Origin of the sequence: Pantoea sp. Ap-967, from assembly GCF_011752565.1 — a bacterium.
GTDB lineage: Bacteria > Pseudomonadota > Gammaproteobacteria > Pseudomonadales > Pseudomonadaceae > Aquipseudomonas.
On sequence record NZ_VWXK01000003.1, the window covers coordinates 222,404 to 249,326 of the forward strand.

Below are 26,923 nucleotides of genomic sequence, written 5' to 3' on the forward strand. Positions count from 1 at the left end.
CCAATACAACAGTCAGGAGTTGATATGGACCTTATCCAGGAAAAGTTCGTCTCGGTGTTCTCGGCCTACCAGGTCGCCACCCAGGCTCGCCCCGACGGTGGTGTGTTGCTGACCCTGCGTGCCGCCGATGGCAAAGTGACCCGCCGCGTGCTGACCTATGGCCAACTGCACAGTGCCGAGCAACTGTCCTGGGCAATCAGCGCCATTCGCCGTGACTTGGCCGAGCAGGCCAGTGAATTGCCAGTGATTTCGATGCTGCAGAGCCAGCAGCGGTTTGCCTTGCCGACCTACCGTTAAGGGTTTTTCTGTACGGGCCTCTTCGCGAGCTTTGCTCGCTCCTACGGGTACGGGTACGGATTACGACCCGGTAGGAGCGAGCGCAGCTCGCGATGAGGCCAGCCCAGGCACTACAACTCGTCAATCCCAAGAAACGCCCGAGCCGTCTCATCACCGGTAAACCGCGGCTCCACCCCCCGCTCACTGGCGAACAATCGAAACGCCAGGCAAAACGGTGTATCCCCCAGCTCCACCCAACGCCGCACCCCTGCCGGCACCACCAGCCGGTCGCCCTTCTCGCACAACACCGAATACACATACTCGCCCAAGCACAACCCCACCTGGGCACGCCCGCTGACCACGGCGAACACTTCCTCGGCCTCATGCACGTGCTCATCGCGCACATCCACCTGCGCCGGGTCCACGCCGTCGCGGTTGAGCAGGCTGTAAGCAGCGCTGCCGTGCTCGGTCATCAACAGGTCAAGGTGGGCGCGGCACGCCTCCAGCACCTCACCCTGGGCACTGCCCGGGCGCACGCGCAGCGCATGGGGCTGGTGAGCGAAGCGCACGCCCTGCTCGGCCAGGGTCGCGGCAATGTCGTCGTGGTGGGTCAGCACCTTGTTCGGCAAGCCCGGGCTGGACGGGTGGAAAACACAGAGGATGCTCATCGGCTGCTGGTCCTGGTCGGTTTCGAACGAGTGGCAATGATAACGGCTGCCGCCAGTGCTGCGGCGCTCGCCATACCAAAGGTGAAGGTCGGCCCCAGCAATTTCCAGCTGTAGCCCGAATACAACGCACCCAGTGCGCCGCCGGTGCCCGACAGCGCCGCATACAGCGCCTGGCCCTGGCCTTGCTGGCGGGCGCCGAAGCTGGCCTGTACAAAGGCGATGGACGCGGCGTGGAAGCAGCCGAAGGTTGCCGCATGCAGCAGCTGGGCGACAATCAGCAGCGCAGGGTCACCGGCCAGATTACCCAGCAGCAACCAGCGCAGCGAAGCCAGCAGGAAGCTCACCAGCAGCACCCGCTGCACGCTGAACCGCGCGAACACACGGCTCATCACCATGAACATCAGCACCTCGGCCACCACCCCCAGCGCCCACAACAGGCCAATGGCGCCACGGCTGTAGCCCAGGTGCTCCAGGTGCAGGGTGAGGAAGGTGTAGTAAGGCCCGTGGCTGAGTTGCATCAACGCCACGCAGATATAGAAGGCAATGACACCGGGTGCGGCCAGCTGGCGCAGGAAGCCGCCCGCCTCGCGGCGCTCGCTATGCTCCAGCGGCTGGGCATTGGGCACCCACAGGCTGGCGGCGAAGATGCCGGCCATGACAGCCACCAGCGCCACCGGGTAGATGTCCAGGCTCAGCCATTCGAACAGGCGGCCCAGGCCAACCACGGTGATGATGAAGCCGATCGAGCCCCACAGGCGCACCTGGCTGTAGCGCGAGGTTTGGCCGTGCAGGTGGGCCAGGGTGATGACCTCGAACTGCGGCAGCACCGCGTGCCAGAAGAAGGCGTGCAACGCCATTACCAGCGCCAGCCAGGCGTAGCTCTTGCCGACGAAGATCAGCGAGAAGGTGGCCAGGGTCGACAACGCGCCCAGGCGCACGATCAGCAGGCGCTGGCCCGTGCGGTCGCCTAGCCAGCCCCACAGGTTGGGGGCAATGCAGCGCATCAGCATGGGAATGGCCACCAGCTCGCCGATGCGTGCCGGGGGGAAGCCCAGGTGGTCGAGGTACAGGGCCAGGAAGGGGGCGGTGGCGCCCAGCAGGGCGAAGTAGCAGAGGTAGAAGCTGGACAGGCGCCAGTAGGGGATTTGGGACATGGGGGGCCTTTTGGCTGCCTGTGCCGGCCTCTTCGCGGGGCAAGCCCGCTCCTACAAAAAAGAGGTGTGTAGGAGCGGGCTTGCCCCGCGAACAGGCCGGCCCTGGCTAAATCAGAGCTGGCCCAGCACCGGGGTGGCGACGTTCACATCGGCATTCTGCGCACGGTGGCGCAGCAGGTGGTCCATCAGCACGATGGCCATCATTGCCTCGGCGATAGGCGTGGCGCGAATGCCCACGCACGGGTCGTGGCGGCCCTTGGTGATCACATCCACCGGGTTGCCGTGCACATCGATCGAGCGGCCCGGCACGGTGATGCTGGACGTTGGCTTGAGCGCCAGGTGCGCGACGATCGGCTGGCCCGAGCTGATGCCACCGAGGATGCCGCCGGCGTTGTTGCTGAGGAAGCCTTCCGGGGTCAGTTCGTCGCGGTGCTCGGTGCCACGCTGGCTGACGCTGGCGAAGCCGGCGCCGATCTCCACGCCCTTGACCGCGTTGATGCTCATCAGCGCGTGGGCCAGTTCGGCATCCAGGCGGTCGAAGATCGGCTCGCCCAGGCCCGGCATCACGCCTTCGGCCACCACGGTGATCTTCGCGCCCACCGAGTCCTGGTCACGGCGCAGCTGGTCCATGTAGGCCTCCAGTTCCGGCACCTTGCTTGGGTCGGGGCTGAAGAAGGCGTTTTCTTCCACCGAGTCCCAGGTCTTGAACGGGATTTCGATGGGGCCCAGCTGGCTCATGTAGCCGCGCACCTGGATGCCCTGGGTAGCCAGGTATTTCTTGGCGATGGCGCCGGCCGCCACGCGCATGGCGGTTTCACGCGCCGAGCTGCGGCCACCGCCGCGGTAGTCGCGGATGCCGTACTTGTGGTGGTAGGTGTAGTCGGCGTGGGCGGGGCGGAACAGGTCCTTGATCGCCGAGTAGTCCTTGGACTTCTGGTCGGTATTGCGGATCAGCAGGCCGATCGAGCAACCGGTGGTGCGGCCTTCGAACACGCCGGAGAGGATTTCCACCTCGTCGGCTTCCTGGCGCTGGGTGGTGTGCCGGCTGGTGCCGGGCTTGCGCCGGTCGAGGTCACGCTGCAGGTCGGCAAGGGAGATGTCCAGGCCTGGCGGGCAGCCATCGACAATGGCGACCAACGCCGGGCCATGGCTTTCGCCTGCGGTGGTGACAGTGAACAGCTTGCCGTAGGTATTGCCGGACATGGACGCTCCGCGAGTTCTGCCTGAAGTGATCGAAAGCGGGCAGTATACAGATGGAATGGCCGCCTGTGCGGGCCTCTTCGTGGGGCAAGCCCGCGCCTGCGGGATGGCCACGTCGTTGAGCAGCGAACCTTCCCCCAATCACTGGGTCAAACCCTCATCTCCCCACTGTAGTACCGCATGATGTCGCGCTTCGTCGCCCTGCTGCTCCTGCTGTGCACCGGCCTGGCCCAGGCCGCCCCCACCGTGTCGCAACGCCCCATCGACCTCGATACCGGCCAGGGTGTGCTGCATGGCAGCCTGCTGCTGCCCCAGCAGGCCGTGCCGCCTCCGGTGGTGCTGATCATTGCAGGTTCCGGCCCCACCGACCGCGATGGCAACAACCCGGCCTCCGGGCGCATCGACAACCTCAAGCGCCTGGCCTTGCTGCTGGCCAACGCGCACATCGCCAGTGTGCGCTTCGACAAGCGCGGCGTGGCCGCCAGCCAGCCGGCAGCGCCGGATGAGCGCGACCTCAGCGTGCAGCGCTACGTCGACGACGTGGTGGCCTGGAGCCGCCAGCTCAAGGCCGACCCACGCTTTGGCCCGCTGATCCTGGTGGGCCACAGTGAAGGCGCGCTGATCGCAAGCCTGGCCGCCGAACGTGCCGGCGCCAGCGCGGTGATTACCCTGGCCGGCAGCGGCCGGCCAATGGCCGACGTGCTGCGCGAGCAACTGGCCCAGCGCATGCCGGCCGCGCAACTGGCGCGCGGCAGCGCCCTGCTCGACCGCCTGCAGGCCGGGCAAACCAGCCTGGATGTGCCGGCACCGTTGCGCCAGGTGTTTCGCCCCAGCGTGCAGCCCTACCTGATTTCGCTGTTCCAGCAAGACCCGGCCAAGGCCTTCGCCCGCCTGCCGATGCCCGCGCTGATCATCCAAGGCCGCAACGACGTGCAGGTCGATGTGGCCGATGCCCAGCGCCTCAAGGCAGCCAAACCAGACGCCCAGCTGGTGCTGATCGATGGTATGAACCATATGCTGCGCATCAGCCCGAAAAGCATGCGCCAGCAGCGCGACAGCTACCTCAACCCAGCGCTGCCACTGGCACGTGAGCTGGGTGAACGGGTGGTCAGCTTCATTCACCAGTTGCCCTCGGCCTGACCCTCAAACATCGGCAGCGGCTGCCGATAACGCGGTATTGGTGCGATTCGGGGCCGCTTTGCGGCCCATTCGCGGGGCAAGCCCGCTCCTACAGGGGGGGTGGGTTTAGCCTGCGAATGGGCTGCACGGCAGCCTTGGCCAGCGCCCGCCCGTACCTGAGGACATGCCTTGATGAGCGAAGCCCCCGCCGCTGTAGAACCGGCCGAAGAGCCGCAAGCCCCGGAACCGTCCAACCTGCCCTGGGCAGACCTTGCCGTTGAACACTTCCAGCTGGTGCGCCTGGCGCCCCTGCCCACCGACCGCAACAGTGGCGCACGGCCGCTGCGGTTCGTTGAGTTCGCCTACGCCGAGCGCCACGACAAGGCCCACAGCCTGTTGCGCATGGAAATCCGCCTGCCGGGGCAGAAGGTGCGCAAGGAGCAGAACCAGTTGGATGTGCGGGTTGACCATGCCCTGCGCCAGGTCAGCATCGGCAGCGACAACGGCCTGCAGCTGGAACCACTCAACCGCGGCCTCGGCCGTTTCCTGCTGGGCCAGGCGGTGCAATGGCTGCAGCGCAAGTGGCCGAACTACCGGGTCGAGGGCATGGCGCTGGCGAACAAGGACGCGCTGAACGAAGACACCCGCCTGCGCCGTGACCGTTTCCTGGCCGCCAGCGGCATCGAGGTTGAGTACGCCGATGCGCAGCACCTCAAGGGCCGCACGCTCGATACGCAAGTGAGCCAGCTCAAGGCCGGCTGGAACAGCGAGAAATTGCAGCTGGTGGGCATTCTGGATGCGGCGGGCATGCTGCAGCAGGCCGAGCAGCAGTTGCTGGAGAAAGACGGGCAACTGCGCGAGCGCGATGAGCGGGTGGCCAAGTACCGGCGTGAGGACAGCGGGTTGCGCTTTACCATCACCTGCCTGGTGGCGTTTGCGGTGTTCCAGGCCGGGTTGTTGATTTGGATTGCTACCCGGTAGACACGGCGCCGCGGGCGGCGCTTCGCGAGCTGCGCTCGCGCCTACCAAGGGGCGTATTCACCTTGTAGGCGCCAGCGCAGCACGCGATGAATCACACGCGGGCCTTGAACAGTTCCTGGTGGCGGCGGCACTGCTCGGCGGTCAACATGAACACGCCATGCCCGCCACGCTCGAACTCCAGCCAGGCGAAGTCCACCTCAGGGTACAGCGCCTCCACGTGCACCTGGCTGTTGCCCACCTCGACGATCAGCAGGCCTTTCTCGGTCAGGTGGTCGCCCGCCTCGGCCAGCATGCGCCGCACCAGGTCCAGGCCATCATTGCCACAGGCCAGGCCCATTTCCGGCTCGTGGTGGTACTCGGCCGGCATGTCGCCGAAGTCTTCGGCATCGACATACGGCGGGTTGGACAGGATCAAGTCGAAGCGCTGCCCCGGCAGGCCCGCAAAACCGTCGCCCTGTACCGTGAACACGCGCTCGTCCAGGCCATGGCGCTCGATGTTCTGGTTGGCCACCTCCAGCGCCTCGAACGACAGGTCGGCCAGCACCACCTCGGCGTCGGGGAACACCTCAGCGGCAACGATGCCGATGCAGCCAGAGCCGGTGCACAGGTCGAGAATGCGCGCAGGCTCGGCGGCCAGCCACGGCTCGAAGCGCTTCTCGATCAGCTCGCCGATGGGCGAACGGGGCACCAGCACGCGCTCGTCGACGATGAACGACATGCCGCAGAACCACGCCTCGCCCAGCAGGTAGGCGGTCGGCACGCGTTCCTCGATACGGCGCTTGAGCAGGTGCTGCAGGCGAACCCGCTCATCGTCCTCCAGCTGGCAGTCCAGGTAGCTGTCGGCGATTTCCCAAGGCAGGTGCACGGCACCCAGCACCAGCAGGCGGGCTTCGTCCCAGGCATTGTCGGCACCGTGGCCGAAGAACAGCTCATGCTCGTGGAAGCGGCTGACCGCCCAGCGGATGTGGTCGCGCAGGGTGCGCAGACGAGATGTGATCACGGGGGACTCCTAATTCAGACCGTACAAAAGTCTAACAGCCCAACCCGCACATTTCTTCCGCGCAATGCCCCAGCGGATAGCCACAGGCCAGTAATCACGCCACTTGCGTTGTCAACCATTCCCATTGGCGCCAAGGCAAGGGAGAATAGGTATACAAAAGCCCTTCCAAGGAGCCCTTGATGTCTGTTCCAACCACGATGTTCCGCCTCACTGGCCGCGACTATCCGCCGGCCAAGCTGAGCCAAGCCAGCCTGATCATCATCGATGCGCAGAAGGAGTACCTCAGTGGTCCCCTGCAACTGTCGGGCATGGACGAGGCCGTGGCCAACATCGCCCGGTTGCTCGACGCCGCCCGCAAGGCTGGCCGTCCGATCATCCATGTTCGCCACCTCGGCACCGTTGGCGGGCGCTTCGACCCGCAGGGTACGGCTGGCCAGTTCATCCCGGGCCTTGAGCCGCATGAGGGTGAAATCGTCATCGAAAAACGCATGCCCAACGCCTTCAAGAACACCCAGCTGCATGAAACCCTGCAGGCGCTGGGGCACCTGGACCTGATCGTGTGCGGTTTCATGAGCCATTCCAGCGTCAGCACCACCGTGCGCCGCGCCAAGGACTATGGTTACCGTTGCACCCTGGTGGAAGACGCCTCGGCCACCCGCGACCTGGCACTGAAGGACCGGGTGATTCCCGCCGCGCAGATCCACGAGTGCGAAATGGCCGTGATGGCCGACAACTTCGCCTGCGTTGCCCCTACCGCCAGCTTGATCTGAGGCAGGTAGCCACATGACCGCCCGGCAGCCGGGCGGAACCAGACGGCCCGCGCACAGGTCGAATTCAGGTTGTTCACAGAGGAACCTGGAATGAAGCTAAAAGGCAGTTTCGACGCCAAACGCCTGCGCCCGCGCCAACCGCGCAACTGGGGCGCCCGAATTGCCGCCGGGCTGTCGGCCCTGCTTGCCACGCTCGGCGTGTTGCTGGCCATGGCCGGTGTCGCCGGGCTGCTGGGCAACTATGCAGCCCTGGCCGAACTCAATGCCAACCGGCCGCTGGCCAGTACCCTGGCGGTGGTGGGCCTGTTGTTGCTGTACTTCGGCGTGCGCTTCTGGCGCCGTAGCCGCATTCGCCTGCGCCGTGGGCGCGAGCTGAACCTGTCGCCGCACCTGATGAAAAAGCATGATTAGGGGTTTGCGCTGCCGGCCCTTTCGTTGTAGGAGCGGGCTTGCCCCGCGAATGGGCCAGCACTGGCGACACATAGCTGCACGCCGGGTCACACTCGCGTAAACTACGCCGCCCACGTGGAGGCACCATGCAAGACGACGATTTTTCCCTGTTCAGCGCCGAAGTGCGCGGCGTCAAGCCGATCAAGCACGACCGCGCCGACGTGGGCAAACCGAAAACCGACCGCCAGCAACTGGCCGGCCTGCGCCAGGCCGCGACCGTGCGCAGCGGCCAGGCCCTGGTGATCGACGGCCTGTCCGACCAGTTCGTGATCGACGTCGGCGCCGAAGACGAGTTGATGTGGCGCCGCGACGGCGTGCAGGAAACCCAGATCCGCAAGCTCAAGCTCGGCCAGATCGCGTTCGAGGGCAGCCTCGACCTGCACGGCATGAGCGTGGAGAAGGCCCGCGAAACCCTGTGGGCCTTCATTGCCGAGGCCACAAGCCTTGAAGTGCGCTGCGTGCGGGTAACCCATGGCAAGGCCGCGCGCCTTGACGGCAAGCGCCCGATGATCAAAAGCCACGTCAACACCTGGCTGCGCCAGCACCCGCAGGTGCTCGGTTTCACCTCGTGCCAGGCCCGCCACGGCGGCACCGGCGCGGTGTACGTGATGCTAAAGCGAACCATGATGGAGGGCCGCGACGAGTAACGCCGCGCTTGCAGCGCCGCCCGCGTCGCCGTACCCTTCTTTTTTGCGATTTTTACCCACAGGTAGATACATGTCCCTGGAACAGAACTACACCGAGATCCTCAGCCAACTTGGCGAGGACGTCTCCCGTGAGGGCCTGGTCGACACGCCCAAACGGGCTGCAAAGGCCATGAAGTACCTTTGCCGCGGTTATGAGCAGACGCTGGAAGAAGTCACCAACGGCGCCCTGTTCACCTCCGACAACAGCGAGATGGTGCTGGTCCGGGACATCGAGCTGTATTCGATGTGCGAACACCACATGCTGCCGTTCATCGGCAAGGCCCACGTGGCCTACCTGCCCAAGGGCAAGGTGCTGGGCCTGTCCAAGGTAGCGCGGATCGTCGACATGTTCGCCCGCCGCCTGCAGATCCAGGAAAACCTCAGCCGCCAGATCGCCGAGGCCATCCAGCAGGTTACCGGCGCCGCAGGCGTTGCCGTGGTGATCGAAGCCAAGCACATGTGCATGATGATGCGCGGTGTCGAGAAGCAGAATTCGAGCATGCTCACTTCGGTGATGCTGGGTGAGTTCCGTGAGAACGCCTCCACCCGCAGCGAGTTCCTTAGCCTGATCAAGTGATCGGCGCGTGACCCAAGCCGGCCCCCTGGGGTCGGCTTTTTCATTTCAGGAGTAGCCCATGATCGTCAAAGCCCTGCGGGTTGGCCTTGGCCAGCTCATCGTGTTCGGCGACTGGATCAGCCGCCCGGCCAAGCGCAAGCGCGATGCGGCGACCCAGGCGCGTGTCGAGCAGGAGGCCAAGGGCCTCGCGCTGTACCAGTTCCATGCCTGCCCGTTCTGCGTGAAAACCCGCCGCACCCTGCACCGCCTGAACGTGCCGGTGGCGCTGCGCGACGCAAAGAACGACGAGGTGCACCGCCAGGCGCTGCTCGAAGGTGGCGGGCGGGTGAAGGTGCCGTGCTTGCGCATCGAGGAGGAAGGCAAGGTGACCTGGATGTACGAGTCCAAGGCCATCATTGCCTACCTGGACAAGCGCTTCGCCTAAGCGCCAATTTTTCGCGGAACAAGCCCCTGTTGTAGGAGCGGGCTTGCCCCGCGAAAAGGCCAGGCCCGCCTACTCAACCATCGGCACATGCCGCGGATGGCTGGCCACCCTGGCCAACCAGGCCCGCACGCCTGGGTAATCGCCAAGGTCGAAGCCACCCTGGTGGGCCACATGGGTGTAGGCATACAACGCCACATCGGCAATCGAATACTGCTCCCCGACCAGGTACGGGGTCATCTGCAGTTGCCGCTCCATCACCTTCAGCGCCTTGTAACCGCCCTTGTGCAGCTTGCGGTACTCCTCCACGCGCGCGTCTGGCAGGCCCAGGTAGAACTGGATGAACCGCGCCACGGCAATGTACGGCTCGTGGCTGTACTGCTCGAAGAACTGCCACTGCAGCACCTGGGTACGCAGGCGCGGCTCGCTGGGCAGGTACTCGCTGCCGTCGGCGAGGAAGTTGAGAATCGCGTTGGACTCCCACAGGCAGGTGCCATCTTCAAGCTTGAGCACCGGCACCTTGCCGTTGGGGTTCATGGCCAGGAACTCGGGTGTTTCGGTCTCGCCCTTGAGGATATCCACCGGCTGCCATTCATACGGCCGGCCCAGCAGGCTGAGCATCAGCTTGACCTTGTAGCAGTTGCCCGACTGGTAATCGCCATAGACCTTGTACATCGCCCCGCCCCTCCCGTGCAGTTACGCAATTGTGCCCAATAGTTGGCGACTGTACGGCTAAAAGCAATGCCTGCTGTATGGCAACGATAGATGCCGCCCGCGTTAGGCTGAAAAAAATGCTTACACATGGACAAGGACCCCTCCCATGACCGATGCCACCTCCGCCCCCCTGCGGCCCCTGGCAGACAGTGCCCCTTCAGCGGTAGTTGCCGGTTTCATCGCCATGCTCACCGGCTACACCAGCTCGCTGGTGCTGATGTTCCAGGCCGGCCAGGCTGCCGGCCTGACGTCGGCGCAGATTTCATCGTGGATCTGGGCGCTGTCGATCGGCATGGCGGTGTGCAGCATCGGCCTGTCATTGCGCTACCGCACCCCGATCACCGTGGCCTGGTCCACGCCAGGGGCGGCGCTGCTGATTACCAGCCTGGGCGGGGTGAGCTACCCCGAGGCCATCGGCGCCTACATCACCTGCGCGTTGCTGGTGGTGATTTGCGGCCTGACCGGCAGCTTCGAGCGCCTGGTCAAGCGCATTCCAGCGTCATTGGCCTCTGCCCTGCTGGCCGGCATCCTGTTCAAGATCGGCAGCGAAATCTTCGTTGCCGCCCAGCACCGCACGTTGCTGGTGCTGGGCATGTTCTTCAGCTACCTGCTGGTCAAGCGCCTGTCGCCGCGCTACTGCGTGCTGGCGGCGTTGCTGGTGGGTACGCTGCTCTCGGGCGTGCTGGGCCTGCTGGACTTCAGCGGCTTCTCGCTGGAAGTGGCGACCCCGGTGTGGACCACGCCCAGTTTCTCGTTGGCTGCGACCATCAGCATCGGTATTCCGCTGTTCGTGGTGGCCATGACCTCGCAGAACATGCCCGGCGTGGCGGTGCTGCGGGCGGACGGTTACCAGGTGCCCGCCTCGCCGCTGATTTCGGCCACCGGCTTCGCTTCCTTGCTGCTGGCGCCGTTTGGCTCGCACGGGGTGAACCTGGCGGCGATCAGCGCGGCGATCTGCACCGGGCCACATGCCCATGAAGACCCGCGCAAACGCTATACGGCGGCCGTGTGGTGCGGGATTTTCTATGGCATTGCCGGGGTATTCGGCGCCACCCTGGCGGCGCTGTTCGCGGCCTTGCCCAAAGAGCTGGTGCTGTCGATTGCCGCGTTGGCGCTGTTTGGTTCGATCATGAACGGCCTGACCGTGGCCATGGGCGAGGCGCGTGAGCGGGAGGCAGCGTTGATCACCTTCATGGTCACGGCCTCCGGGTTTACCTTGTTTTCGATTGGCTCGGCGTTCTGGGGGATTGTGGCGGGGGTGGTGACCTTGGTGATACTTAGCCCGCGCAAGGCCTGAAGCCTTTATCGCCGTCGCGGGTAACCCCGCTCCTATGGAAAAAATCGTAACTATCTGATTTAAAAATGAATCCGGTGGGAGCGGGCTTGTCGAGGCGTCGAACCGCCGCGAACACCGGCGTAGCCGGTGCCATCCACCGCGTCGCCTGCCCCCACAGGACCCGGTAGGAGCGAGCGCAGCTCGCGATGGGCTGCAAAGCAGCCCCAGCGTGATGAGTTGCGAAGCTGAAGACCTGGGGCCGCTGCGCGCCCCATCGCGAGCTGTGCTCGCTCCTACCGGGGCGGCGCTGGCCTGGAGATGGGCGCTGGTTCGGCAGGCCAGGGTTGCGGTGTAGGTCAATCGGTGGTGTTCGCGTATCGCATTTTGGACACTCACGCATTGCGGCGCGGCGGCTGGCAATGTTCCCTGCGCGACAGCACAGCCTGCAGGGCTGGATGATCTCCTACAGGATATTCCGTTAAATCAGACAGTTATGATTAGCGCCGCGCGGAGGCCGTTGGCTCAGATGGCGGTCGCCCCGCCATCCACCGTCAGGCAATGGCCGGTGGTGAAGGCCGCGCCATCGCTGCACAGGTACAGCACCGCGCTGGCGATTTCCTCGACCTTGCCGATGCGCCCCACCGGGTGCATCGCGGCGGCGAACTCGGCCTTGCGCGGGTCGGCTTCGTAGGCGCGGCGGAACATGTCGGTGTCGATGACCGCCGGGCACACCGCATTCACGCGAATGCCCTTCTTGGCATACTCGATGGCCGCCGACTTGGTCAGCCCGATCACGGCATGCTTGGACGCGCTGTAGATGCTCATTTTCGGCGCCGCGCCCAAGCCCGCCACCGAGGCGGTGTTGACGATCGCCCCGCCACCCTGGGCCAGCAGCAACGGCAGCTGGTATTTCATGCACAACCACACGCCCTTGACGTTGACGCCCATGATGGCATCGAACTGCGCTTCGCTGCCCTCGGCCAGGCGGCCCTGTTCGATTTCGATGCCGGCGTTGTTGTAGGCATAGTCCAGCCGCCCATAAGCATTGATGACCTGTTCATGCAGCTGGCGCACCTCGGCATCGCGGGTCACGTCACAGGCCACGAACAGCGCCTGCCCACCGGCTTGGCGAATCTGCGCCACGGTTGCTTCACCGCCCACCCGGTCGAGGTCGGCCACCACCACCTTCAGCCCTTCGCCGGCGAAGGCCAGCGCCGTTGCCCGGCCAATGCCCGCCGCGCCACCGGTGACCAGGGCTACCTGGCCGGAAAAGGTCATGCTCATCGTCTGCTCCTGAAGGGGATGGGATACCGGCCTGAGTCTAGCCACCCGGCTGCCCGGCAGGGCAGCATCATCAGGGCAGCGGTTGAGCTACCATGCTTACCAGTGATTTTACGGACCCGCCTGCATAAGCAGGTTAAATTGACCGTTCAGCCCACAAAGGACCCCTGCCATGACCCAGACCAACCGCCGCTTCCTGCTCGCCAAACGCCCGGTGGGCGCGGTGCGCCGCGACGACTTCACCTTTGAGAGCGTGCCTGCCGAAGCGCCGGCAGACGGCCAAGTGCAGGTGCGCAACCTGTACCTGTCGCTGGACCCGGCCATGCGCGGCTGGATGAACGAGGGCAAGTCGTACATCCCGCCCGTGGCGCTCGGCCAGGTGATGCGGGCCCTGGGCGTTGGTGAAGTGGTTGCCTCCAAGCACCCCGACTTCAAGCCTGGCGATCATGTTAGCGGCGCCCTCGGCGTGCAGGATTTCTTCACCGGCGAACCCCAGGGCCTGCACAAGATCGACCCGCGCCTGGCCCCGCTGCCACGCTACCTGTCGGCCCTGGGCATGACCGGCATGACCGCCTACTTTGCCCTGCTCGACGTCGGCCAGCCCAAGGCCGGTGATACCGTGGTGATCTCCGGCGCCGCCGGTGCGGTGGGCAGCATCGTCGGGCAAATCGCCAAGCTCAAGGGCTGCCACGTGGTCGGCATTGCCGGCGGCGCGCAGAAATGCCAGTACCTGAAGGACGAACTGGGCTTCGACGGGGTGATCGATTACAAAGCCGAGAACGTGCTCGAAGGCCTTAAACGCGAGTGCCCCAAAGGCGTGGACGTGTACTTCGACAACGTGGGCGGGGAAATCCTCGACGCCGTGCTCACGCGCATCAACTTCAAGGCGCGCATCGTCATCTGCGGCGCAATCAGCCAGTACAACAACAAGGAGAGCGTGCAAGGCCCGGCCAACTACCTGGCGCTGCTGGTGAACCGCGCACGCATGGAAGGCTTCGTGGTAATGGACCATGCCAAGGACTATGGCAAGGCCGCGCAGGAAATCGCCGGCTGGCTGGCCAGTGGCAAGGTCAAGAGCAAGGAGGATGTGGTCGAGGGGCTGGAAACTTTCCCCGAGACGTTGCTGAAACTCTTCAGCGGTGAAAACTTCGGCAAACTGGTGCTGAAAGTTTGACCCCTTGCGACCGGGGAGCCCCTGCCGGCTCCTCGGTTGCTAGCAAATAGGCATTAATCAATTGTGAATAAATTGTAGTGAAATTGTGAAAACTCAGTATCATTGGATCCAATGATTATGGCTTTTTGGCACTACAAGGACGATGCGTGGTAGGTAATACACAGCAATGGCAGGACGAATTCCCTCACACCGTGCAGCTTCGCGACACCACCCTGCACTTTCAGTCTCCCATCCCGGCCCACACCCGCAAGGCGCTCGAACAACTGGTTGAGCAAACGCCTGCAGCCAAACGGGTGAGCGCGCCGCTGGCGTGCTCTGCCAGCAAACTGTTCACCAAACGCGAACAACTCGACTCGCTGCGCAAGAAATGGCGAATGCAGCGTGGCAGCCCCAAGCGCAACGGCATGTACGACTGGTCGCTGGAAGAGTTGATCAACACCCACGAAGCAGCCAGGCGCGGCGCCCGCGTCCCCGCGCTGAAAGGCTTCGGCTACCGCCGCTCGAAACTCGGCCTGATGCAAGACTTCATCCTGATTACCGAGTTGCTGACCGGGCACGTGGACGGCATGAGCACCGTTCGCCAGGCGCCGGAATCCGTACACCACGTGATACGGGCAACCTTCGAGCTGCTGCATGCCCTGCACGCCCAGGGTATTACCCACATGGACCTGTGGGCGGCGAACGTCATGCTACCCAAGCGCGGCGAAGCCCAGGCGATCGACCTGGAGAACAGCTTCTCGGAGCCTACCGACTACCTGAGCGAAACGTTGGGCTTTCAGTTCGGTTTTTTCTACTTTCGAGAAATCTACCGCTACATCACCGAAGCGGACTATGATGCTGCGGTAGAATGCGCGCTCGCCGAGTACTTCCCGGATGTGCAACGCGCCGCTTTCAACCGGGTGTATGCGCTCGCCAAGCATGAAGAAATCGGGCGCTTGAAGCGCCGGGAAATCTTCACCAGTGGTGTGCTCGAAAGCCGCTGGTAGAGCGTCATGGCTACCCATGACTTCACAGAGTAGAAAATGATCAAGATCACCCAGACTATCGAATGCTCCAACACCGCCCCGTTCGTATTGTTCGGCGGCATCAATGTGCTCGAGTCCGAGGACCTGGCGTTGACCGCCTGCGCCGAGTACGTTCGGGTAACCGAGAAACTGGGCATCCCCTACGTATTCAAGGCCAGCTTCGACAAGGCCAACCGTTCCTCGATCCACTCCTACCGTGGCCCCGGCATGGAAGAAGGCCTGCGCATCTTTGAAAAGGTGAAAGCCGAGTTCGGCGTGCCGATCATCACCGACGTGCATGAAATTCACCAGTGCGCCCCGGTGGCCGAAGTGGTCGACGTGCTGCAGCTGCCGGCCTTCCTGGCACGCCAGACCGACCTGGTGGTGGCCCTGGCCAAAACCGGCAAGCCGGTGAACATCAAGAAGCCGCAATTCCTCAGCCCGTCGCAGATGCAGAACATCGTGCAGAAGTTCAAGGAAGCCGGTAACGACCAGCTGATTCTGTGCGACCGCGGCACCTGCATGGGCTACGACAACCTGGTGGTCGACATGCTCGGCTTTGGCGTGATGAAACGCACCTGCGACAACCTGCCGATCATCTTCGACGTGACCCACGCCCTGCAAAACCGCGACCCGTCGGGCGCCGCCTCCGGTGGCCGCCGCGAGCAGGTGGTCGACCTGGCACGCGCCGGCATGGGCGTTGGCCTGGCCGGCCTGTTCCTGGAAGCCCACCCGAACCCCGACCAAGCCAAGTGCGATGGCCCAAGCGCCCTGCCGCTGGACAAGCTGGAACCGTTCCTGGCGCAGATCAAGGCGCTGGACGACCTGGTGAAGTCATTCCCACCCCTGACTATCGCCTGATCGACCGCCCGCCCAAAAGGCCGGCACGCACCCGCGTGTCGGCCTTTTCATCATGTGATAGGTATAAATTGCCCGCAGAGCGTAACAACGTGCTACGCCAGGGGCCCAATGGTCGCGCCGCCCCGGCGCTTGCAGTACCCTTGGCAAATACTGCCGACCGTGAGCCTCAAGCTTGAGCAAAAAGGCGATAAGTGAGCTGCAATGAATGAATGCAGCGATGACCCTGTTTAGAGGCTTCTACATGCACGCCGAACACCCTGCCAATGAGTCACCCCTGGTGACCGTGATCATAGCGTCCTATAACCATGCCAGGTACATCGAGCAAAGCATCCTCAGCGTCATCAACCAGACCTACGACAACATCGAGCTGCTGGTCATCGACGACGGCTCCAAGGACGACAGTCCCCGCCTGCTGCAACAGCTGCAGCAGCAACATGGCTTCGACCTGAAGCTGCAGGCCAACCAGGGCCTGGCGCGCACCCTGAACCAGGCGATCGCCCGCGCCAAGGGCAACCTGATCGTGCCGTTCGGCTCTGACGACATCATGGTCCCGCACCGTATCGCCACCCAGGTGGCCTACATGCAAGGCAAACCGGAAGTTGGCATCTGCTCGGCAAACATCGAAACCATCGACCAAGACGGCAAGGTCATGGGCGCCCGCGAGCAGCGCAACCGCAACCTGCCCTTCCGCCGTCTGGACTTCGACGACCTGTTCCTGGACCGCAAGCCCGGGCCGATGGCGGCCACCTTGATGCTACGCCGCGAGGCGCTGGAGAAAGTGGGCGGGTTCCATGACCAGATCCGCCTGGAGGATGTGTACATCGAGCTGTCGATTGCCCACGCCGGCTACTACATCGATGTGCTGGGCGAGGTGCTGGCGCAATACCGCGACCACCCCACCAACACCTTCAAGAACGGCCGCTTCATGATCGACAACGTACTCAAGACCTACGCGATCTTCAGCGACCACCCAAGCTACGAACAGGTGTGCATGCGCTTTCGCAACTCCATGCTGCTCAAGTACGCCAACCGGGACAAGCCACTCGCCCGGGAAATCCTTTCGGACATCCCGGTGAAGTATTGGAACAGGAAGACCTTGCGCGGCCTGTGGCGCCTGGTGTGGTCTTAAGCCAGGCGCTGGCGCGCCTGTTGCAACAGCCATTGGCCATACACCAGCGCCAGCGGCATCCAGATCAGGTACCAATGCTCTTTCGGGCGTGACATGAACGCACTGCCTTCGGTCAGGCCCGAGGCGAAGCCGAAGATCATCCAGGTGGCGGCCAGCATCACGAAGGGCTGCGCCCGGTTGCGCCAGCAGAAGTGCATGGCCAGGCCATAGATTGCCATCCACAGCACCAACCCGACGATGCCACCGGCGTACAGCACGCCCAGTTCGATGTTGTGCGGGTCGGCCAAGGTCTGCTCAAGGCCTGGGATGATCACGGTCATGTGCGTGTCGTAGCCATGGCCGAACCACGGGTGCTGGCCGATCTGGCGCAGCGACTCCATCCAGATGGCCGGGCGGTAGGACACACCGCGCTGCAGGATCGCCTCGGGGTAAGCCAAGGCACCGCCCACCAGGCCCAGCACCACCAAGCCAACGGCCAGCAAGCCACGGCGCCGGTCACCGACCATCAGCAACCAGCCTAAAGCTGCGGCCAGCCCTACCAGAGGGGTTCGAGAGCCGGTGGCCAGCACCGCCACCAGCAATACCGCCAGGCTCGCCAGCGCCAGCGGGTTGAACACACGCGGCCCCTGGAACCATATCACCAACCAGATGGCAGCGAAGGTGCCCAGCACGTGGGCCGTCAGCAGCGGGTTGTAGAACGCCCCATAGCCGGTGAAGCGCCCGCTCGCGTCTGGCTGGTAGGCGAAGTACGCCAGCATCAGGGCCGTGGCCAGCGCGGCTATTACCGCCGCCAGGCGCACGCATTGCTGGAACAGCGGCGGTGACTGCAGGCAGATCATGCCCGCCGACATCAGCAGCATGGCCACGTAAAGCGGCCGCTTGAGCAAGCTGCCCAACGAGTTTTCGGTATCGGCCCAGGCCACGGTGAGCATGGTGTAGGCACTGAACACCAGGAAAGCGATGAACAGCGGGTTGCTGAACAGCGCCTTGGCGACCCGTGGCTGGAGGATCAGCGCCACCAGCGTGGGTGCAGCCAGCAGGATGTAGAAAAGCTTGTGGTACAGCGCCCGGTCGCCAACCCAGAACATGCCCGTCATGATCGACAGCCAGCCCAGCGGCAACACGTAGCGCGTGATGAGGGCACCCCATCGTTGAGCTGGAGAAGCGGTCAGTGCATCAGTTTGCATCTAGCGTCCTCTTGCAAATGGAGATTTGGCGCACCCATGCGCCGGGCCCTCAGCATCTCAGGTTTTGATGAACATCATCCATGGTGGCGACACAGCGGCGGGTTTCAGCGGCTGATTTCAGCCACGACGGCCTTCAGTGCATCGGCCGGGTTGGCCGCCTGGCTGATCGGGCGGCCGATTACCAGGTAGTCGGAACCGGCGTCCAGCGCCTGGCGCGGGGTGAGGATGCGGCGCTGGTCGTCCTGGGCGCTGCCGGCGGGGCGAATGCCTGGGGTTACCAGTTGCAGCGCCGGGTGCGCAGCTTTCAGCGCCGGGGCTTCCAGGGCCGAGCATACCAGGCCGTCCATGCCGGCCTTCTGGGCCAGTGCGGCCAGGCGCAGCACCTGCTCTTGCGGGTCGACATCCAGGCCGATGCCGGCCAGGTCTTCACGCTCCATGCTGGTGAGCACGGTCACGCCGATCAGCAGCGGCTGCGGGCCACTGCGCTTGGCCAGTTCTTCGCGGCAGGCCGACATCATGCGCAGGCCACCGGAGCAGTGCACGTTGACCATCCACACGCCCATCTCGGCGGCCGCCTTCACGGCCATGGCGGTGGTGTTGGGAATGTCGTGGAACTTGAGGTCGAGGAACACCTCGAAGCCCTTCTGGCACAGGGTTTCGACAATGCCGGAGGCACTGCTGGTGAACAGCTCCTTGCCCACCTTGACGCGGCACAGGGCCGGGTCCAGCTGGTCGGCCAGCTTGAGGGCGGCGTCACGGGTAGGGAAATCCAGGGCGACGATCAGGGGCGTCTGGCAGGCGGACATGTCGAGGTCTCTTTGGCAAGTCAAAACGGCGCGCATTGTACGCGAGATTTGGTCGGCCAGGGGGCAGGATCCTATAATGGAACCAACCAATGGCGCAGTTGCTCGAATTTCCTACAAGCGATGCGCTTTTTGAGAATGGGAGAAACACACATGCCTTGGTATGCCTGGCTGATACTCATCATAGCCTTGGGTTCGATCGTCGGCGGGCTGATGATGCTGCGTGATACGGCGAAGAAACTGCCGTTGACGGATGAGCAATTGCGCAAGGTGCACGAGCGCAATGCCGAGGCCGATGCCAAGGATGCGCAGGATCGGTAGGAGGACAGCGACCCCGCAATTACCTGTGATTACCTGTGATTCCCTGTGATTCCCGTAGGAGCGAGCAAAGCTCGCGATGGGGCGCGCAGCGGCCCCAGGGGCTGCCTTGCAGCCCATCGCGAGCTACGCTCGCTCCTACGGGGGTACGGGTGCTTACTCCACGCTCAACTTGCCACGGTTGCGCTCCAGCAGCGCATTGCCGATGCCCTTGATTTCCAGCAACTCATCCACCGAGGCGAACGGCCCGTTGGCCTCGCGGTAGGCCACGATGGCTTCGGCCTTGGCTTTACCGATGCCGCTCAGCTCCTTTTGCAACGTAACTGCATCCGCTTGGTTCAGGTTGAGCATGGCCGAGGCCATGGCTTGCTGGCTCACCAACGGCACCGGCTCAGGTGCAGTGGTGGGCGTTGCATTGACGGAAAACGACAGGCCCGCGAACAGGGGCAGAAACAGGTAGGACAGAACGTTATTGCGCATGACAGGCACTCCTTCGGGTCAGTTTACAAGGCAGCGTTTCCTTGGCTGCCCGGTAAAACTAACGGCTCGAAGTGCGGCGAGATAGCGCCAGAAACAGCGCAGGCTGTAGGAAAGCGCGCTATCTGTCCTGGCGCTGCTGCTGGTACACCCAATCGACGATATCGCCTTCTGGCGTATAGCCATTGACCAGCTCGCGCAGCAACTGCCGAACCCGGCTGAAGTCATCCTCAGCCACCGCCTTGAGCAAGGCGCCCAGGCGCTCGCGCAGCAGGTCCCAGGCGAGATAGTCCTCGTTGGCGGTCATGATCATCGGATGCAGCGTTGGCGCCACGTCATCGCCGATCAGCAACTCCTCATAAAGCTTCTCGCCAGGGCGCAGGCCGCTGAACTCGATGGCGATATCGCCATGGGGGTTGTTTGGGCTGCGCACGCTCAGGCCCGACAGGTGGATCATCTTCTCGGCCAGCTCCACGATCTTCACCGGCTCGCCCATGTCCAGCACGAACACGTCGCCGCCCTGCCCCATGGCCCCGGCCTGCACCACCAGTTGCGCGGCCTCCGGAATGGTCATGAAGTAGCGGGTGATTTTCGGGTGGGTGACCGTCAACGGCCCGCCGGCCTTGATCTGCTTGTGGAACAGAGGGATCACCGAGCCGGAAGAACCCAGCACATTGCCGAAGCGCACCATGGTGAAGCGGGTTTTGTTCACCCGGGATACCTTGGCACTGTCGCCGTACATCACCGGCGCCGCCTCGCGGCTGAGCGCCTGCAGAATCAGCTCGGACAAACGCTTGGTACTGCCCATCACGTTGGTGGGGCGCACGGCCTTGTCGGTGGAAATGAGCACGAAGTTCGCCACCCCCGACTGCAAGGCCGCCTGGGCCGTGCACAGGGTGCCGAAAACATTGTTGAGAATGCCTTCGGCCATGTTGTGCTCGACCATTGGCACATGCTTGTAGGCAGCGGCGTGGTAGACCGTATCGACCCGCCAGGTGCCCATGATGTCGGCCAAATGCTGCTGGTTACGCACCGAACCCAGGATCGGCAACAGGCGCACCTGCAGCGACTCGCGGGCAATACGCTGTTCCAGCTCGCTGAGGATGTTGTACAAGTTGAACTCACTGTGGTCGAACAGCAGCAGCGTTCTGGGCTGCGAGCCGATGATCTGCCGGCACAGTTCAGAGCCGATCGAGCCACCAGCGCCGGTGACCAGCACCGTTTGCTTCTTGATGCAGCGTTCGAGCAGTTCCTCCTGGGCCGGCACCGGGTCGCGCCCCAGCAGGTCGGCGATGTCGACATCCTGGATGTCATCGACCTTCACCCGGCCGCTGGCAAGGTCGGCGAAGGCCGGCACGCTGCGCACGTGCAGCGGGAACGGTTCGAGGAACGCGAGGATTTCCTTGCGCCGCGAGCGCGAGGCGCGTGGCAGGGCCAGCAGGATCTCCTGGGCACCGCTTTCCTTGATCATCTGCTGCAGGTGCTTGGGCTTGTACACCTGCAGCCCGGAAATAACCCGGTTGGCCAGGTCGCCGTCATCGTCGATGAACGCCACCGGGCGCATCACCCGGCCCATGCGCAGGGCCGCCAGCAGCTGGTTGCCAGCAGTACCGGCGCCATAGATGGCGACCTTGATCTGGCCATCGTCGCGGTTGGCGAAGGGAATCTGATGGTTGCCGGTGAACCAGTCACCGAGGAAATACTGGCGCATGACCAGGCGCAAGCCACCGATGATCACCAGGCTCAGCCACCAATAGTTGAAGATGATCGAGCGCGGCACGACTTCCTTGTGGTTGCTGTACCAGTACACCACCACCGCCAGGATCAACGCCGACAGGGTCACCGCCTTGATGATGGTGACCAGGGCGTCGTTGCCGAAATAGCGCATCACCGCCCGATACATGCCGAAGCGGATGAACAGCGGCACCGCCACGGTGGGCGCAGCCAGGAACAGCCAGGTGTGCTCCAGGATCGGGTTGTACATCTCGTCGATGCCCAGGCGCACGATGAACGACAGCCACAGGGCGAGCCAGATCAGCAGCACGTCGGTGCACACCTGGATCAGGCGTTTTTGCCGCCGTGACAGGTTCACCAGGAACTGGCGCACGCTGTCGTTGTTTGCCTCGCTCATCCGGCCCTCCTCAAGGTGCCATGCCCGCTAGCCGTGATCATGTTACTCGCGCTTCCCAGCATGGTATTTGACCGCCAGCAGTATAAGAGGCACATAGGCCACCAGGGTTCCCGTTGCCCCGTCGAGCTGGAACGCTACCACGACCAACGCTACCGGCAGCAACCAGCCCAGGTTGATTGCCGCCACCGCCAGGCTGACCGGCCGATGGCTGCCGTGCTGGCGCGAGGCATACTGGTAGGCATGGCTGCGGTGCGCCTCGTAGACGCGCTCACCGCGCAGCAAGCGGCGCCCGAGGGTGAACGTGGCATCCACCACGAACACACCCAAAAGTATTAACCATCCCCAGAATAATAGCGGATTTATCCAGGCTGCCTGCAACGCCAGCAAACCCAGCACGATGCCGAGGAAACCGCTGCCGGCGTCCCCCATGAAAATGCGCGCTGGCGGGAAGTTCCAGAACAGGAAGCCGGCCACCGTGGCCGCCAACAACAGCGGCAGCCATAGCGCCTCGGGGTGGCCCACCAGCGCGTACAACAGGCAGCCGCCCAGGCACACGCAGATGGCCTCGATGCTGGCGATGCCGTCGATGCCGTCCATGAAGTTGTACAGGTTGAGCAGCCACACCAGGTACAGCGCACCGAGCACCGCGCCCAGCCAGGCGCTGTGAAGCTCCCAGCCGAACACCAGCAACGGCGGCAGGCCGCCCAGCCAGGCAAGCCCCCAGCCAGCGGCCAGGAAGTGCCCGAGCAGGCGCCAGCGCGCAGCGATATGGCCGTGGTCGTCCATGAACCCGATCACCGCCACCAGCCCGCCGGCACCCAGCAGGCCGGCCAGCAGCGACGGCGCAAGCAGACCGTTCCAGCCCAGGGCCAGTGCCGCCAGCATGAACGTGATGACGAACGACAGGCCGCCACCGCGCGGGGTCGGCAGGCTGTGCGAGCTGCGGGCGTTGGGGATGTCCAGCAGGCTGCGGGACAGCGCGTAACGGCGCAGGCCCGCGGTCATTGCCAGGGCGGCGAGGCCTGCGGCCAGCATCAGCCAGATCATCGGGGTTGGGCATCCAGGAAAGCGCGGGCGGTCACGTTGAGTCCTTGTTGCAGCGTGTAGGGAGGTGCCCAGCCCAGCAGTTGCCGGTTCTTGGCGATGTCGACTTGCAGCGAGCCTAGCAGGCGTTGCGCCAGGTCGCCGCGCCCAAGCACCCGCGCCGCCGTGTACAGCAACACGGGTGGCACTGGCAGCAGGCGCGCCGGGCGCCCCAGCGCCTGGCCGAGGGCGCGCAGCAGTTCGCTGAGGGTGACGTCCTGGCCGTCGCTGGCCAGAAACACCTGGTTGGCCGCTTGCGGGTGATCGAGGCAGGTCATTACCAGGTCGACGAGGTTTTCCACGAACACCAGGCTGCGGCGGTTGCGCAGTGCGCCCAGCGGCAACGGCACGCCACGCTGCACCCAGCGCAGCATGCTGAGGAAGTTGGCCTTCACCCCTGGCCCGTAGACCAGCACCGGGCGCACCACCACCACCTCCATGCCGGTAGCCGCGGCCAGTTGCAGCAGGCCCTGCTCGGCCTCGTGCTTGGACACCCCATAGGCGTCCTGGGGCGCGGGCGGGTCATCGGCGCGCAGGGGCTGGCCGGGCTGGCTGAGTTCGCCATTGACCTTGATCGAGCTTATGAAGATGAAACGGCGCACACCGGCAGCAGCGGCCTGGCGTGCGAGGTTCAGCGTGCCCTCGGTGTTGACCCGGCGGTGTTCGGCCTGGCTGTCATTGGCATTTTCCTGCATGACATGCACCCGGGCGGCGGCATGGATGACTGCGTCGGCGCCTGCCAGCATCGGGGCCCAGTCGGTCGCGGCGCCGAGTTCACCGTCACGGCGTGACGGGGCGCGGACGCTGAAGGCGCCGGAGGCGTTCAACTGGCGGCACAGGGCGCTGCCTACGAAACCGCTGGCGCCGGTGACAAGAATTGTTCGTCTGTCCATGAATAGTATTCTTAGCGCTAATCCAAAATCTGGCGCGACCGTTGTAGGAGCGGGCTTGCCCGCGAAACAGGCACCGCGGTGGGTGGCACCGGCTGTGCCGGTGTTCGCGGGCAAGCCCGCTCCCACAGTATTCAACCGCGCTTGTCCCTTACAGCAGGCTTCGGTACAAATCGGCATAGGCCGCGGCCATGGCCGGGGCGGTGAACACCTGCTCGTAGCGCTCCAGGGCCTTGGCGCCCATGGCCTGGGCCATGGCCGGGTCATCCCACAGGCGCTGCATGGCCCGGGCCAGTGCCGGGGCGTCGCGCGGCGGTATTACCAGGCCGGTTTGGTCGGCCAGGTTGATGAAAGTCGTGCCCGAGCCCATTTCGCAGGAAATCAACGGCTTGCCGTACATCGCCGCTTCCAGCAAGGAAATACCGAAGGATTCCGAACGCAGGTGCGAGGGGAACACGAAGCCGTAGCACAGTTCGAGCAACGCGGCCTTGTCTTCGTCCGGCAAGCCGCCCAGGAAATGCACATTGCCCAGGCCAAGGTCGGCTGCCTGTTGCTTCAACTCTGCCTCAAGGAAACCGCCGCCCATGACCACCACCGGCAACCCGTTGAGCTTGGCCGCCTGCAGCAGGTAGTCCAGGCCTTTGTAGTAACGCAGTGCCCCCACGAACAGGAAGAACCGCTCACCCAGCCGCTCGCGCCAGTAGGCCAGCTTGCTGGCTGACGCCTGCGGATAGGTGGCCCGGTCCAGCCCATAGGGAATGATCGAGACTTTGTCCTTGAAGCGCGTCAACACCGGGCTGTGGGCCGCGTAGTTGGGCGAGGATGCCACCACCCGGTCGACGCTTGCGAAAAACCGGTGCATCAGCGGCTGGTAGAGCTTGAGCAGCCACTTTTGCTTGATGATGTCCGAATGGTAGCTGACCACGGTCGGCTTGTTCAGGCGGGCCAGGAAGTGCACCAGGTCCATGTAGGGCCAGGGGAAGTGGTAATGCACGATGTCGGCCTGGCGGGCCAGCTCGGTGAAATCCTTCAGCGCCGACACGGAAAAACCGGTGGAGGCCAGGTGCAGATCGAGCTTGGCACGGTGCGTGAGGTGGTTCGCCACTGGCTCGTTGCGCGCCGCGCCGCGGTCGCTGAGGTAAAGCACTTCGGGCTCGATACCGTGGGTGCGGGTGCCTTCGGCGATCTGGAAGATGACCTGCTCGATGCCGCCCATGGAGTCGGGGTAATAGGTTTTGAAAAAGTGCAGTACCTTGATCATCGTCCCTCGCTGACCTTGCGGTAGACCTCGATGGTGGCCTGGGCACAACGCTCCCAGGAGAACCCGGCGGCATGCTGCAAGCCCTGCTGCACGGCCGACTGGCGCCAGGCTTCGTCCTCGAGCCCTTGCTGCAACAGGGCGCTCAGGCCATCGACGTCGTCCGGCGCGCACATCAGTGCGGCCTGCCCTGCCACTTCTGGCAACGAGGAGCTGTTGGAGCACACCACCGGCACGCCCGAACTCATGGCTTCGAGCACCGGCAGGCCGAAGCCTTCGTAGTGCGAGGGGAAGGTGAACAAGCGCGCGCCGGCGTACAGCAGCGGCAGCTCTTCACTGGCGGCAAAGCCCAGGTAGCGGGCCCAACCTTGTTGCTGCGCCTGGGCGATGCGTTGGTGAATGGCCTCGCTGCGCCAACCGTGGTAGCCGGTGAGGATCAGGGGCCAGCGCTGGCGCAGCGCCAATGGCAGCTTGCCGTAGGCATCCAGCAGGGTTTCCAGGTTCTTGCGCGGCTCGATGGTGCCGACATACAAGCTGTAGCCACCCGGCACCAGGCCATGGCGGGCCAGCGTTTCACGCAGGGCCTCGGCGCTGCGCGGGTAGAATTCCGGCGAGCTGGCCAGGGGCACTGCATGGATGCGTTCGATGGGCCAGGCGAAGTAATCGGCCAGCTCCTGGCGGGTGTAGTGCGAATCGGTGATCAGCGCGTCTGCACGTGCCAGCGTCTGCTTGAGTTCCTTCTGCAGGTAGCGGGCAATCTGCGGGGCCTGGCAGTGCGCCCAGGTAAAGGGCGACAAGTCATGAAACGTTGCCACGCTGCGCCCTGCGAACGGCGGCAGGTAGTAATTGGGGCTGTGGTAGAGGTGGTCCTCATGCCCTTTCAGCGCACGCTTGCGCAGGTAAGGCATCAGCCGCCGGTAGGCCTCCACGGCCAGGCCATTCTTTTGCACCAGGCGCTTGAGCCCGTGCACCGCATCGGACTGCTCAGCCGCCTGGGGCAAGGCCGGCAGGAAGCGCCGCCCGGCAAAGAACTCAAGGTGCGTAATTGCGCTGCTGTTCTGCAGGCGCGTGGCCAGTTCGTAGGTGTAGCGCCCTATGCCGGTCAGCGGGAAGCGGACCGGCTCGACGGAAAGGATGAGCTTCATTTACCCGTAAGCATCCAACCCAGGGTTTCATCCAACGACGGGGTTTGCCAGCCCGGTACCAGCGCGCGCAGGAGGCTGTTGTCGCCACAGAGGGTTTTGACCTCGTTGGCGCGCACGAACGCTGGGTTGACCTGCACCTCGATAGCATGGCCGGTGATGGCCGAGCACTTGGCGATTACTTCGCGCAGCGAGTGGGTTTGCCCGGAGCTGACGTTCACCGTCTGCCCCACCGGGCGTGCTTCGATCAGGCCACGGTAGGCCTGCACCACGGCGCGCACGTCGCTGAAATCGCGCCATACATCAAGGTTGCCGAGTTCGATGGTGTCGGCCTTGCGCTGGAAGTGCGAGACGATCTTGGGCAGCAGGAAGTTCTCTGCCTGCCCGACACCGGTGTAGTTGAAGGGGCGCGTGATGACGATTGGCAGGCGGTCGAACCACAGCCGGGCCATGTATTCCATGGCCAGCTTGCTGACCGCGTAATCGTTGGCCGGTGCGGGCAGCGTCTGCTCGCCCAGCATCCCTTCGGAAACATTGCCATAGACGTTGGCACTGCTGGCGATCAACACACAGTCTGGTGTTTTGCCGCAGGCCGCGATGGCTTCGAGCAGGTTGCGCGTGCCCACCAGGTTCACCTGGTAGAACGCATCGGCGGCGCCGTGCCCGACAAAGGCGATGGCAGCCAGATGCACGATGACATCCGGCTGCAGTTCGGCCAGCAATGCACGCAGGCCAGGGCCGTCGGTGAGGTCGACCTGATGGTAGTCAGGTGCCTGCGACGGCTGGCTGCCAGTCCCTATGACGTGATAACCACGGGCTTGCAACTCGGCTGCCATGTAGTGGCCGGTGAAGCCCTGAATCCCTGTGATGAGCGCGCGTTTGCTGGCCATTTG

Annotated in this window: 29 protein-coding genes; 14 read left to right on the plus strand and 15 right to left on the minus strand. The window is 64.2% G+C overall.

From position 1 onward, the window contains the following. The first annotated feature begins 24 nt into the window (after window positions 1-24). The gene (locus F3J45_RS05345; RefSeq protein WP_167058424.1) at window positions 25-297 is read left to right on the plus strand and encodes a DUF3509 domain-containing protein; all 273 of its coding nucleotides are present in this window, start codon (window positions 25-27) and stop codon (window positions 295-297) included. Between the two features lie 110 nt (window positions 298-407). Here the strand turns inward: F3J45_RS05345 and F3J45_RS05350 are convergent, their stop codons facing one another. The 3 genes from F3J45_RS05350 to aroC form a co-directional block, all read right to left on the minus strand. Beyond that, a complete protein-coding gene (locus F3J45_RS05350) occupies window positions 408-944 on the minus strand; it encodes a cupin domain-containing protein (RefSeq protein ID WP_167058427.1) in 537 nt (178 codons plus the stop codon). Beyond that, window positions 941-2,098, minus strand: a complete 1,158-nt coding sequence (locus F3J45_RS05355) for an MFS transporter (RefSeq protein ID WP_167058430.1) — start codon at window positions 2,096-2,098, stop codon at window positions 941-943. The genes F3J45_RS05350 and F3J45_RS05355 overlap by 4 nt, the downstream gene beginning before the upstream one ends. Window positions 2,099-2,209: 111 nt before the next feature. Next, the gene (gene aroC, locus F3J45_RS05360; RefSeq protein ID WP_167058433.1) at window positions 2,210-3,301 is read right to left on the minus strand and encodes a chorismate synthase; all 1,092 of its coding nucleotides are present in this window, start codon (window positions 3,299-3,301) and stop codon (window positions 2,210-2,212) included. A 177-nt stretch (window positions 3,302-3,478) separates the two neighbouring features. Between aroC and F3J45_RS05365 the strand changes: the two genes are divergently transcribed. Together F3J45_RS05365 and F3J45_RS05370 are read left to right on the plus strand one after the other, a co-directional pair. Beyond that, entirely contained in the window at window positions 3,479-4,438 is a 960-nt protein-coding gene (locus F3J45_RS05365) for an alpha/beta hydrolase (protein ID WP_167058436.1), read from the plus strand. A gap of 171 nt (window positions 4,439-4,609) precedes the next feature. Further along, a complete protein-coding gene (locus F3J45_RS05370) occupies window positions 4,610-5,398 on the plus strand; it encodes a hypothetical protein (protein ID WP_167058439.1) in 789 nt (262 codons plus the stop codon). Between the two features lie 91 nt (window positions 5,399-5,489). On the opposite strand, the gene prmB is transcribed toward F3J45_RS05370, so the two are convergent. Continuing rightward, complete coding sequence (gene prmB / locus F3J45_RS05375) at window positions 5,490-6,398, minus strand: 50S ribosomal protein L3 N(5)-glutamine methyltransferase (RefSeq protein WP_167058442.1); 909 nt, start codon at window positions 6,396-6,398, stop codon at window positions 5,490-5,492. 179 nt (window positions 6,399-6,577) lie between these two features. Here prmB and F3J45_RS05380 point away from each other — a divergent pair, with 179 nt between their 5' ends. The 5 genes from F3J45_RS05380 (at window position 6,578) to F3J45_RS05400 (ending at window position 9,305) form a co-directional block, all read left to right on the plus strand. Then, window positions 6,578-7,168, plus strand: coding sequence for a cysteine hydrolase family protein (locus F3J45_RS05380; protein WP_167058444.1), 591 nt, complete (start codon window positions 6,578-6,580; stop codon window positions 7,166-7,168). Window positions 7,169-7,258: 90 nt separating this feature from the next. After that, window positions 7,259-7,579 (plus strand): hypothetical protein, encoded by a 321-nt coding sequence (locus F3J45_RS05385; protein ID WP_167058447.1) that lies wholly within the window; start codon window positions 7,259-7,261, stop codon window positions 7,577-7,579. 125 nt (window positions 7,580-7,704) lie between these two features. Continuing rightward, window positions 7,705-8,265, plus strand: coding sequence for a Smr/MutS family protein (locus F3J45_RS05390; RefSeq protein WP_167058450.1), 561 nt, complete (start codon window positions 7,705-7,707; stop codon window positions 8,263-8,265). A 70-nt stretch (window positions 8,266-8,335) separates the two neighbouring features. Then, window positions 8,336-8,881 carry a GTP cyclohydrolase I FolE gene (folE, locus tag F3J45_RS05395; protein ID WP_167058452.1) on the plus strand — a complete coding sequence of 182 codons (546 nt, stop codon included), beginning with the start codon at window positions 8,336-8,338 and terminating at the stop codon, window positions 8,879-8,881. A gap of 58 nt (window positions 8,882-8,939) precedes the next feature. Continuing rightward, entirely contained in the window at window positions 8,940-9,305 is a 366-nt protein-coding gene (locus F3J45_RS05400; protein ID WP_167058454.1) for a glutaredoxin, read from the plus strand. A gap of 69 nt (window positions 9,306-9,374) precedes the next feature. On the opposite strand, the gene F3J45_RS05405 is transcribed toward F3J45_RS05400, so the two are convergent. After that, window positions 9,375-9,977, minus strand: a complete 603-nt coding sequence (locus F3J45_RS05405) for a glutathione S-transferase family protein (RefSeq protein ID WP_167058457.1) — start codon at window positions 9,975-9,977, stop codon at window positions 9,375-9,377. Between the two features lie 145 nt (window positions 9,978-10,122). On the opposite strand from F3J45_RS05405, the gene F3J45_RS05410 reads away from it, so the two are divergent. Then, a complete protein-coding gene (locus F3J45_RS05410) occupies window positions 10,123-11,313 on the plus strand; it encodes a benzoate/H(+) symporter BenE family transporter (RefSeq protein ID WP_167058460.1) in 1,191 nt (396 codons plus the stop codon). Between the two features lie 501 nt (window positions 11,314-11,814). On the opposite strand, the gene F3J45_RS05415 is transcribed toward F3J45_RS05410, so the two are convergent. Next, window positions 11,815-12,576, minus strand: coding sequence for an SDR family oxidoreductase (locus tag F3J45_RS05415; RefSeq protein WP_167058463.1), 762 nt, complete (start codon window positions 12,574-12,576; stop codon window positions 11,815-11,817). A 169-nt stretch (window positions 12,577-12,745) separates the two neighbouring features. On the opposite strand from F3J45_RS05415, the gene F3J45_RS05420 reads away from it, so the two are divergent. The 4 genes from F3J45_RS05420 to F3J45_RS05435 all read left to right on the plus strand — a co-directional run bounded on the left by F3J45_RS05420 (window position 12,746) and on the right by F3J45_RS05435 (window position 16,741). Next, complete coding sequence (locus tag F3J45_RS05420) at window positions 12,746-13,747, plus strand: NADP-dependent oxidoreductase (RefSeq protein WP_167058466.1); 1,002 nt, start codon at window positions 12,746-12,748, stop codon at window positions 13,745-13,747. A 146-nt stretch (window positions 13,748-13,893) separates the two neighbouring features. Beyond that, window positions 13,894-14,733, plus strand: coding sequence for a lipopolysaccharide kinase InaA family protein (locus F3J45_RS05425; protein WP_167058469.1), 840 nt, complete (start codon window positions 13,894-13,896; stop codon window positions 14,731-14,733). 36 nt (window positions 14,734-14,769) lie between these two features. After that, window positions 14,770-15,612, plus strand: coding sequence for a 3-deoxy-8-phosphooctulonate synthase (kdsA, locus tag F3J45_RS05430; protein WP_167058472.1), 843 nt, complete (start codon window positions 14,770-14,772; stop codon window positions 15,610-15,612). 217 nt (window positions 15,613-15,829) lie between these two features. Further along, window positions 15,830-16,741 carry a glycosyltransferase gene (locus tag F3J45_RS05435; RefSeq protein WP_304623188.1) on the plus strand — a complete coding sequence of 304 codons (912 nt, stop codon included), beginning with the start codon at window positions 15,830-15,832 and terminating at the stop codon, window positions 16,739-16,741. Here F3J45_RS05435 and F3J45_RS05440 read toward each other — a convergent pair. Both F3J45_RS05440 and pyrF read right to left on the minus strand, forming a co-directional pair. Further along, window positions 16,738-17,928 (minus strand): O-antigen ligase, encoded by a 1,191-nt coding sequence (locus F3J45_RS05440; protein ID WP_167058475.1) that lies wholly within the window; start codon window positions 17,926-17,928, stop codon window positions 16,738-16,740. The two genes, F3J45_RS05435 and F3J45_RS05440, sit on opposite strands and share 4 nt — an antisense overlap. A 104-nt stretch (window positions 17,929-18,032) precedes the next feature. Beyond that, window positions 18,033-18,734, minus strand: a complete 702-nt coding sequence (gene pyrF, locus F3J45_RS05445; protein WP_167058477.1) for an orotidine-5'-phosphate decarboxylase — start codon at window positions 18,732-18,734, stop codon at window positions 18,033-18,035. A 150-nt stretch (window positions 18,735-18,884) separates the two neighbouring features. Between pyrF and F3J45_RS05450 the strand changes: the two genes are divergently transcribed. Then, window positions 18,885-19,052 carry a DUF2897 family protein gene (locus F3J45_RS05450; RefSeq protein ID WP_016500979.1) on the plus strand — a complete coding sequence of 56 codons (168 nt, stop codon included), beginning with the start codon at window positions 18,885-18,887 and terminating at the stop codon, window positions 19,050-19,052. 153 nt (window positions 19,053-19,205) lie between these two features. Here the strand turns inward: F3J45_RS05450 and F3J45_RS05455 are convergent, their stop codons facing one another. The 7 genes from F3J45_RS05455 to F3J45_RS05485 all read right to left on the minus strand — a co-directional run bounded on the left by F3J45_RS05455 (window position 19,206) and on the right by F3J45_RS05485 (window position 26,920). Beyond that, complete coding sequence (locus tag F3J45_RS05455; RefSeq protein WP_167058480.1) at window positions 19,206-19,529, minus strand: ComEA family DNA-binding protein; 324 nt, start codon at window positions 19,527-19,529, stop codon at window positions 19,206-19,208. A gap of 118 nt (window positions 19,530-19,647) precedes the next feature. After that, window positions 19,648-21,657 (minus strand): nucleoside-diphosphate sugar epimerase/dehydratase, encoded by a 2,010-nt coding sequence (locus F3J45_RS05460; RefSeq protein ID WP_167058483.1) that lies wholly within the window; start codon window positions 21,655-21,657, stop codon window positions 19,648-19,650. Between the two features lie 42 nt (window positions 21,658-21,699). After that, on the minus strand, window positions 21,700-22,704 hold the full coding sequence (locus F3J45_RS05465) for a glycosyltransferase family 4 protein (RefSeq protein ID WP_167058486.1): 1,005 nt from the start codon (window positions 22,702-22,704) through the stop codon (window positions 21,700-21,702). Continuing rightward, entirely contained in the window at window positions 22,701-23,633 is a 933-nt protein-coding gene (locus F3J45_RS05470) for an SDR family oxidoreductase (RefSeq protein WP_167058488.1), read from the minus strand. The genes F3J45_RS05465 and F3J45_RS05470 overlap by 4 nt, the downstream gene beginning before the upstream one ends. A 148-nt stretch (window positions 23,634-23,781) precedes the next feature. Beyond that, on the minus strand, window positions 23,782-24,891 hold the full coding sequence (locus F3J45_RS05475; RefSeq protein ID WP_167058491.1) for a glycosyltransferase family 4 protein: 1,110 nt from the start codon (window positions 24,889-24,891) through the stop codon (window positions 23,782-23,784). Beyond that, a complete protein-coding gene (locus F3J45_RS05480; protein WP_167058494.1) occupies window positions 24,888-26,033 on the minus strand; it encodes a glycosyltransferase family 1 protein in 1,146 nt (381 codons plus the stop codon). Before F3J45_RS05480 ends, F3J45_RS05475 begins: the two co-directional genes overlap by 4 nt. After that, entirely contained in the window at window positions 26,030-26,920 is an 891-nt protein-coding gene (locus F3J45_RS05485; RefSeq protein WP_370526285.1) for a GDP-mannose 4,6-dehydratase, read from the minus strand. The genes F3J45_RS05480 and F3J45_RS05485 overlap by 4 nt, the downstream gene beginning before the upstream one ends. Between the last annotated feature and the right edge of the window lie 3 nt (window positions 26,921-26,923).

Excerpts from the sequence above, each read along its gene's own strand:
- F3J45_RS05480 (WP_167058494.1), bottom strand. The coding sequence starts at position 26,033 with ATGAAGCTCATCCTTTCCGTCGAGCCGGTCCGCTTCCCGCTGACCGGC.
- aroC (WP_167058433.1), bottom strand. The coding sequence starts at position 3,301 with ATGTCCGGCAATACCTACGGCAAGCTGTTCACTGTCACCACCGCAGGC.
- F3J45_RS05345 (WP_167058424.1), top strand. The coding sequence starts at position 25 with ATGGACCTTATCCAGGAAAAGTTCGTCTCGGTGTTCTCGGCCTACCAG.
- F3J45_RS05450 (WP_016500979.1), top strand. The coding sequence starts at position 18,885 with ATGCCTTGGTATGCCTGGCTGATACTCATCATAGCCTTGGGTTCGATC.
- pyrF (WP_167058477.1), bottom strand. The coding sequence starts at position 18,734 with ATGTCCGCCTGCCAGACGCCCCTGATCGTCGCCCTGGATTTCCCTACC.
- F3J45_RS05435 (WP_304623188.1), top strand. The coding sequence starts at position 15,830 with ATGACCCTGTTTAGAGGCTTCTACATGCACGCCGAACACCCTGCCAAT.
- F3J45_RS05380 (WP_167058444.1), top strand. The coding sequence starts at position 6,578 with ATGTCTGTTCCAACCACGATGTTCCGCCTCACTGGCCGCGACTATCCG.
- F3J45_RS05485 (WP_370526285.1), bottom strand. The coding sequence starts at position 26,920 with ATGGCCAGCAAACGCGCGCTCATCACAGGGATTCAGGGCTTCACCGGC.
- F3J45_RS05455 (WP_167058480.1), bottom strand. The coding sequence starts at position 19,529 with ATGCGCAATAACGTTCTGTCCTACCTGTTTCTGCCCCTGTTCGCGGGC.
- F3J45_RS05470 (WP_167058488.1), bottom strand. The coding sequence starts at position 23,633 with ATGGACAGACGAACAATTCTTGTCACCGGCGCCAGCGGTTTCGTAGGC.
- F3J45_RS05475 (WP_167058491.1), bottom strand. The coding sequence starts at position 24,891 with ATGATCAAGGTACTGCACTTTTTCAAAACCTATTACCCCGACTCCATG.
- F3J45_RS05350 (WP_167058427.1), bottom strand. The coding sequence starts at position 944 with ATGAGCATCCTCTGTGTTTTCCACCCGTCCAGCCCGGGCTTGCCGAAC.
- F3J45_RS05400 (WP_167058454.1), top strand. The coding sequence starts at position 8,940 with ATGATCGTCAAAGCCCTGCGGGTTGGCCTTGGCCAGCTCATCGTGTTC.
- F3J45_RS05365 (WP_167058436.1), top strand. The coding sequence starts at position 3,479 with ATGATGTCGCGCTTCGTCGCCCTGCTGCTCCTGCTGTGCACCGGCCTG.
- F3J45_RS05420 (WP_167058466.1), top strand. The coding sequence starts at position 12,746 with ATGACCCAGACCAACCGCCGCTTCCTGCTCGCCAAACGCCCGGTGGGC.
- F3J45_RS05415 (WP_167058463.1), bottom strand. The coding sequence starts at position 12,576 with ATGAGCATGACCTTTTCCGGCCAGGTAGCCCTGGTCACCGGTGGCGCG.
- F3J45_RS05370 (WP_167058439.1), top strand. The coding sequence starts at position 4,610 with ATGAGCGAAGCCCCCGCCGCTGTAGAACCGGCCGAAGAGCCGCAAGCC.
- kdsA (WP_167058472.1), top strand. The coding sequence starts at position 14,770 with ATGATCAAGATCACCCAGACTATCGAATGCTCCAACACCGCCCCGTTC.
- F3J45_RS05385 (WP_167058447.1), top strand. The coding sequence starts at position 7,259 with ATGAAGCTAAAAGGCAGTTTCGACGCCAAACGCCTGCGCCCGCGCCAA.
- F3J45_RS05390 (WP_167058450.1), top strand. The coding sequence starts at position 7,705 with ATGCAAGACGACGATTTTTCCCTGTTCAGCGCCGAAGTGCGCGGCGTC.
- folE (WP_167058452.1), top strand. The coding sequence starts at position 8,336 with ATGTCCCTGGAACAGAACTACACCGAGATCCTCAGCCAACTTGGCGAG.
- F3J45_RS05410 (WP_167058460.1), top strand. The coding sequence starts at position 10,123 with ATGACCGATGCCACCTCCGCCCCCCTGCGGCCCCTGGCAGACAGTGCC.
- F3J45_RS05465 (WP_167058486.1), bottom strand. The coding sequence starts at position 22,704 with ATGATCTGGCTGATGCTGGCCGCAGGCCTCGCCGCCCTGGCAATGACC.
- F3J45_RS05355 (WP_167058430.1), bottom strand. The coding sequence starts at position 2,098 with ATGTCCCAAATCCCCTACTGGCGCCTGTCCAGCTTCTACCTCTGCTAC.
- F3J45_RS05440 (WP_167058475.1), bottom strand. The coding sequence starts at position 17,928 with ATGCAAACTGATGCACTGACCGCTTCTCCAGCTCAACGATGGGGTGCC.
- F3J45_RS05460 (WP_167058483.1), bottom strand. The coding sequence starts at position 21,657 with ATGAGCGAGGCAAACAACGACAGCGTGCGCCAGTTCCTGGTGAACCTG.
- F3J45_RS05405 (WP_167058457.1), bottom strand. The coding sequence starts at position 9,977 with ATGTACAAGGTCTATGGCGATTACCAGTCGGGCAACTGCTACAAGGTC.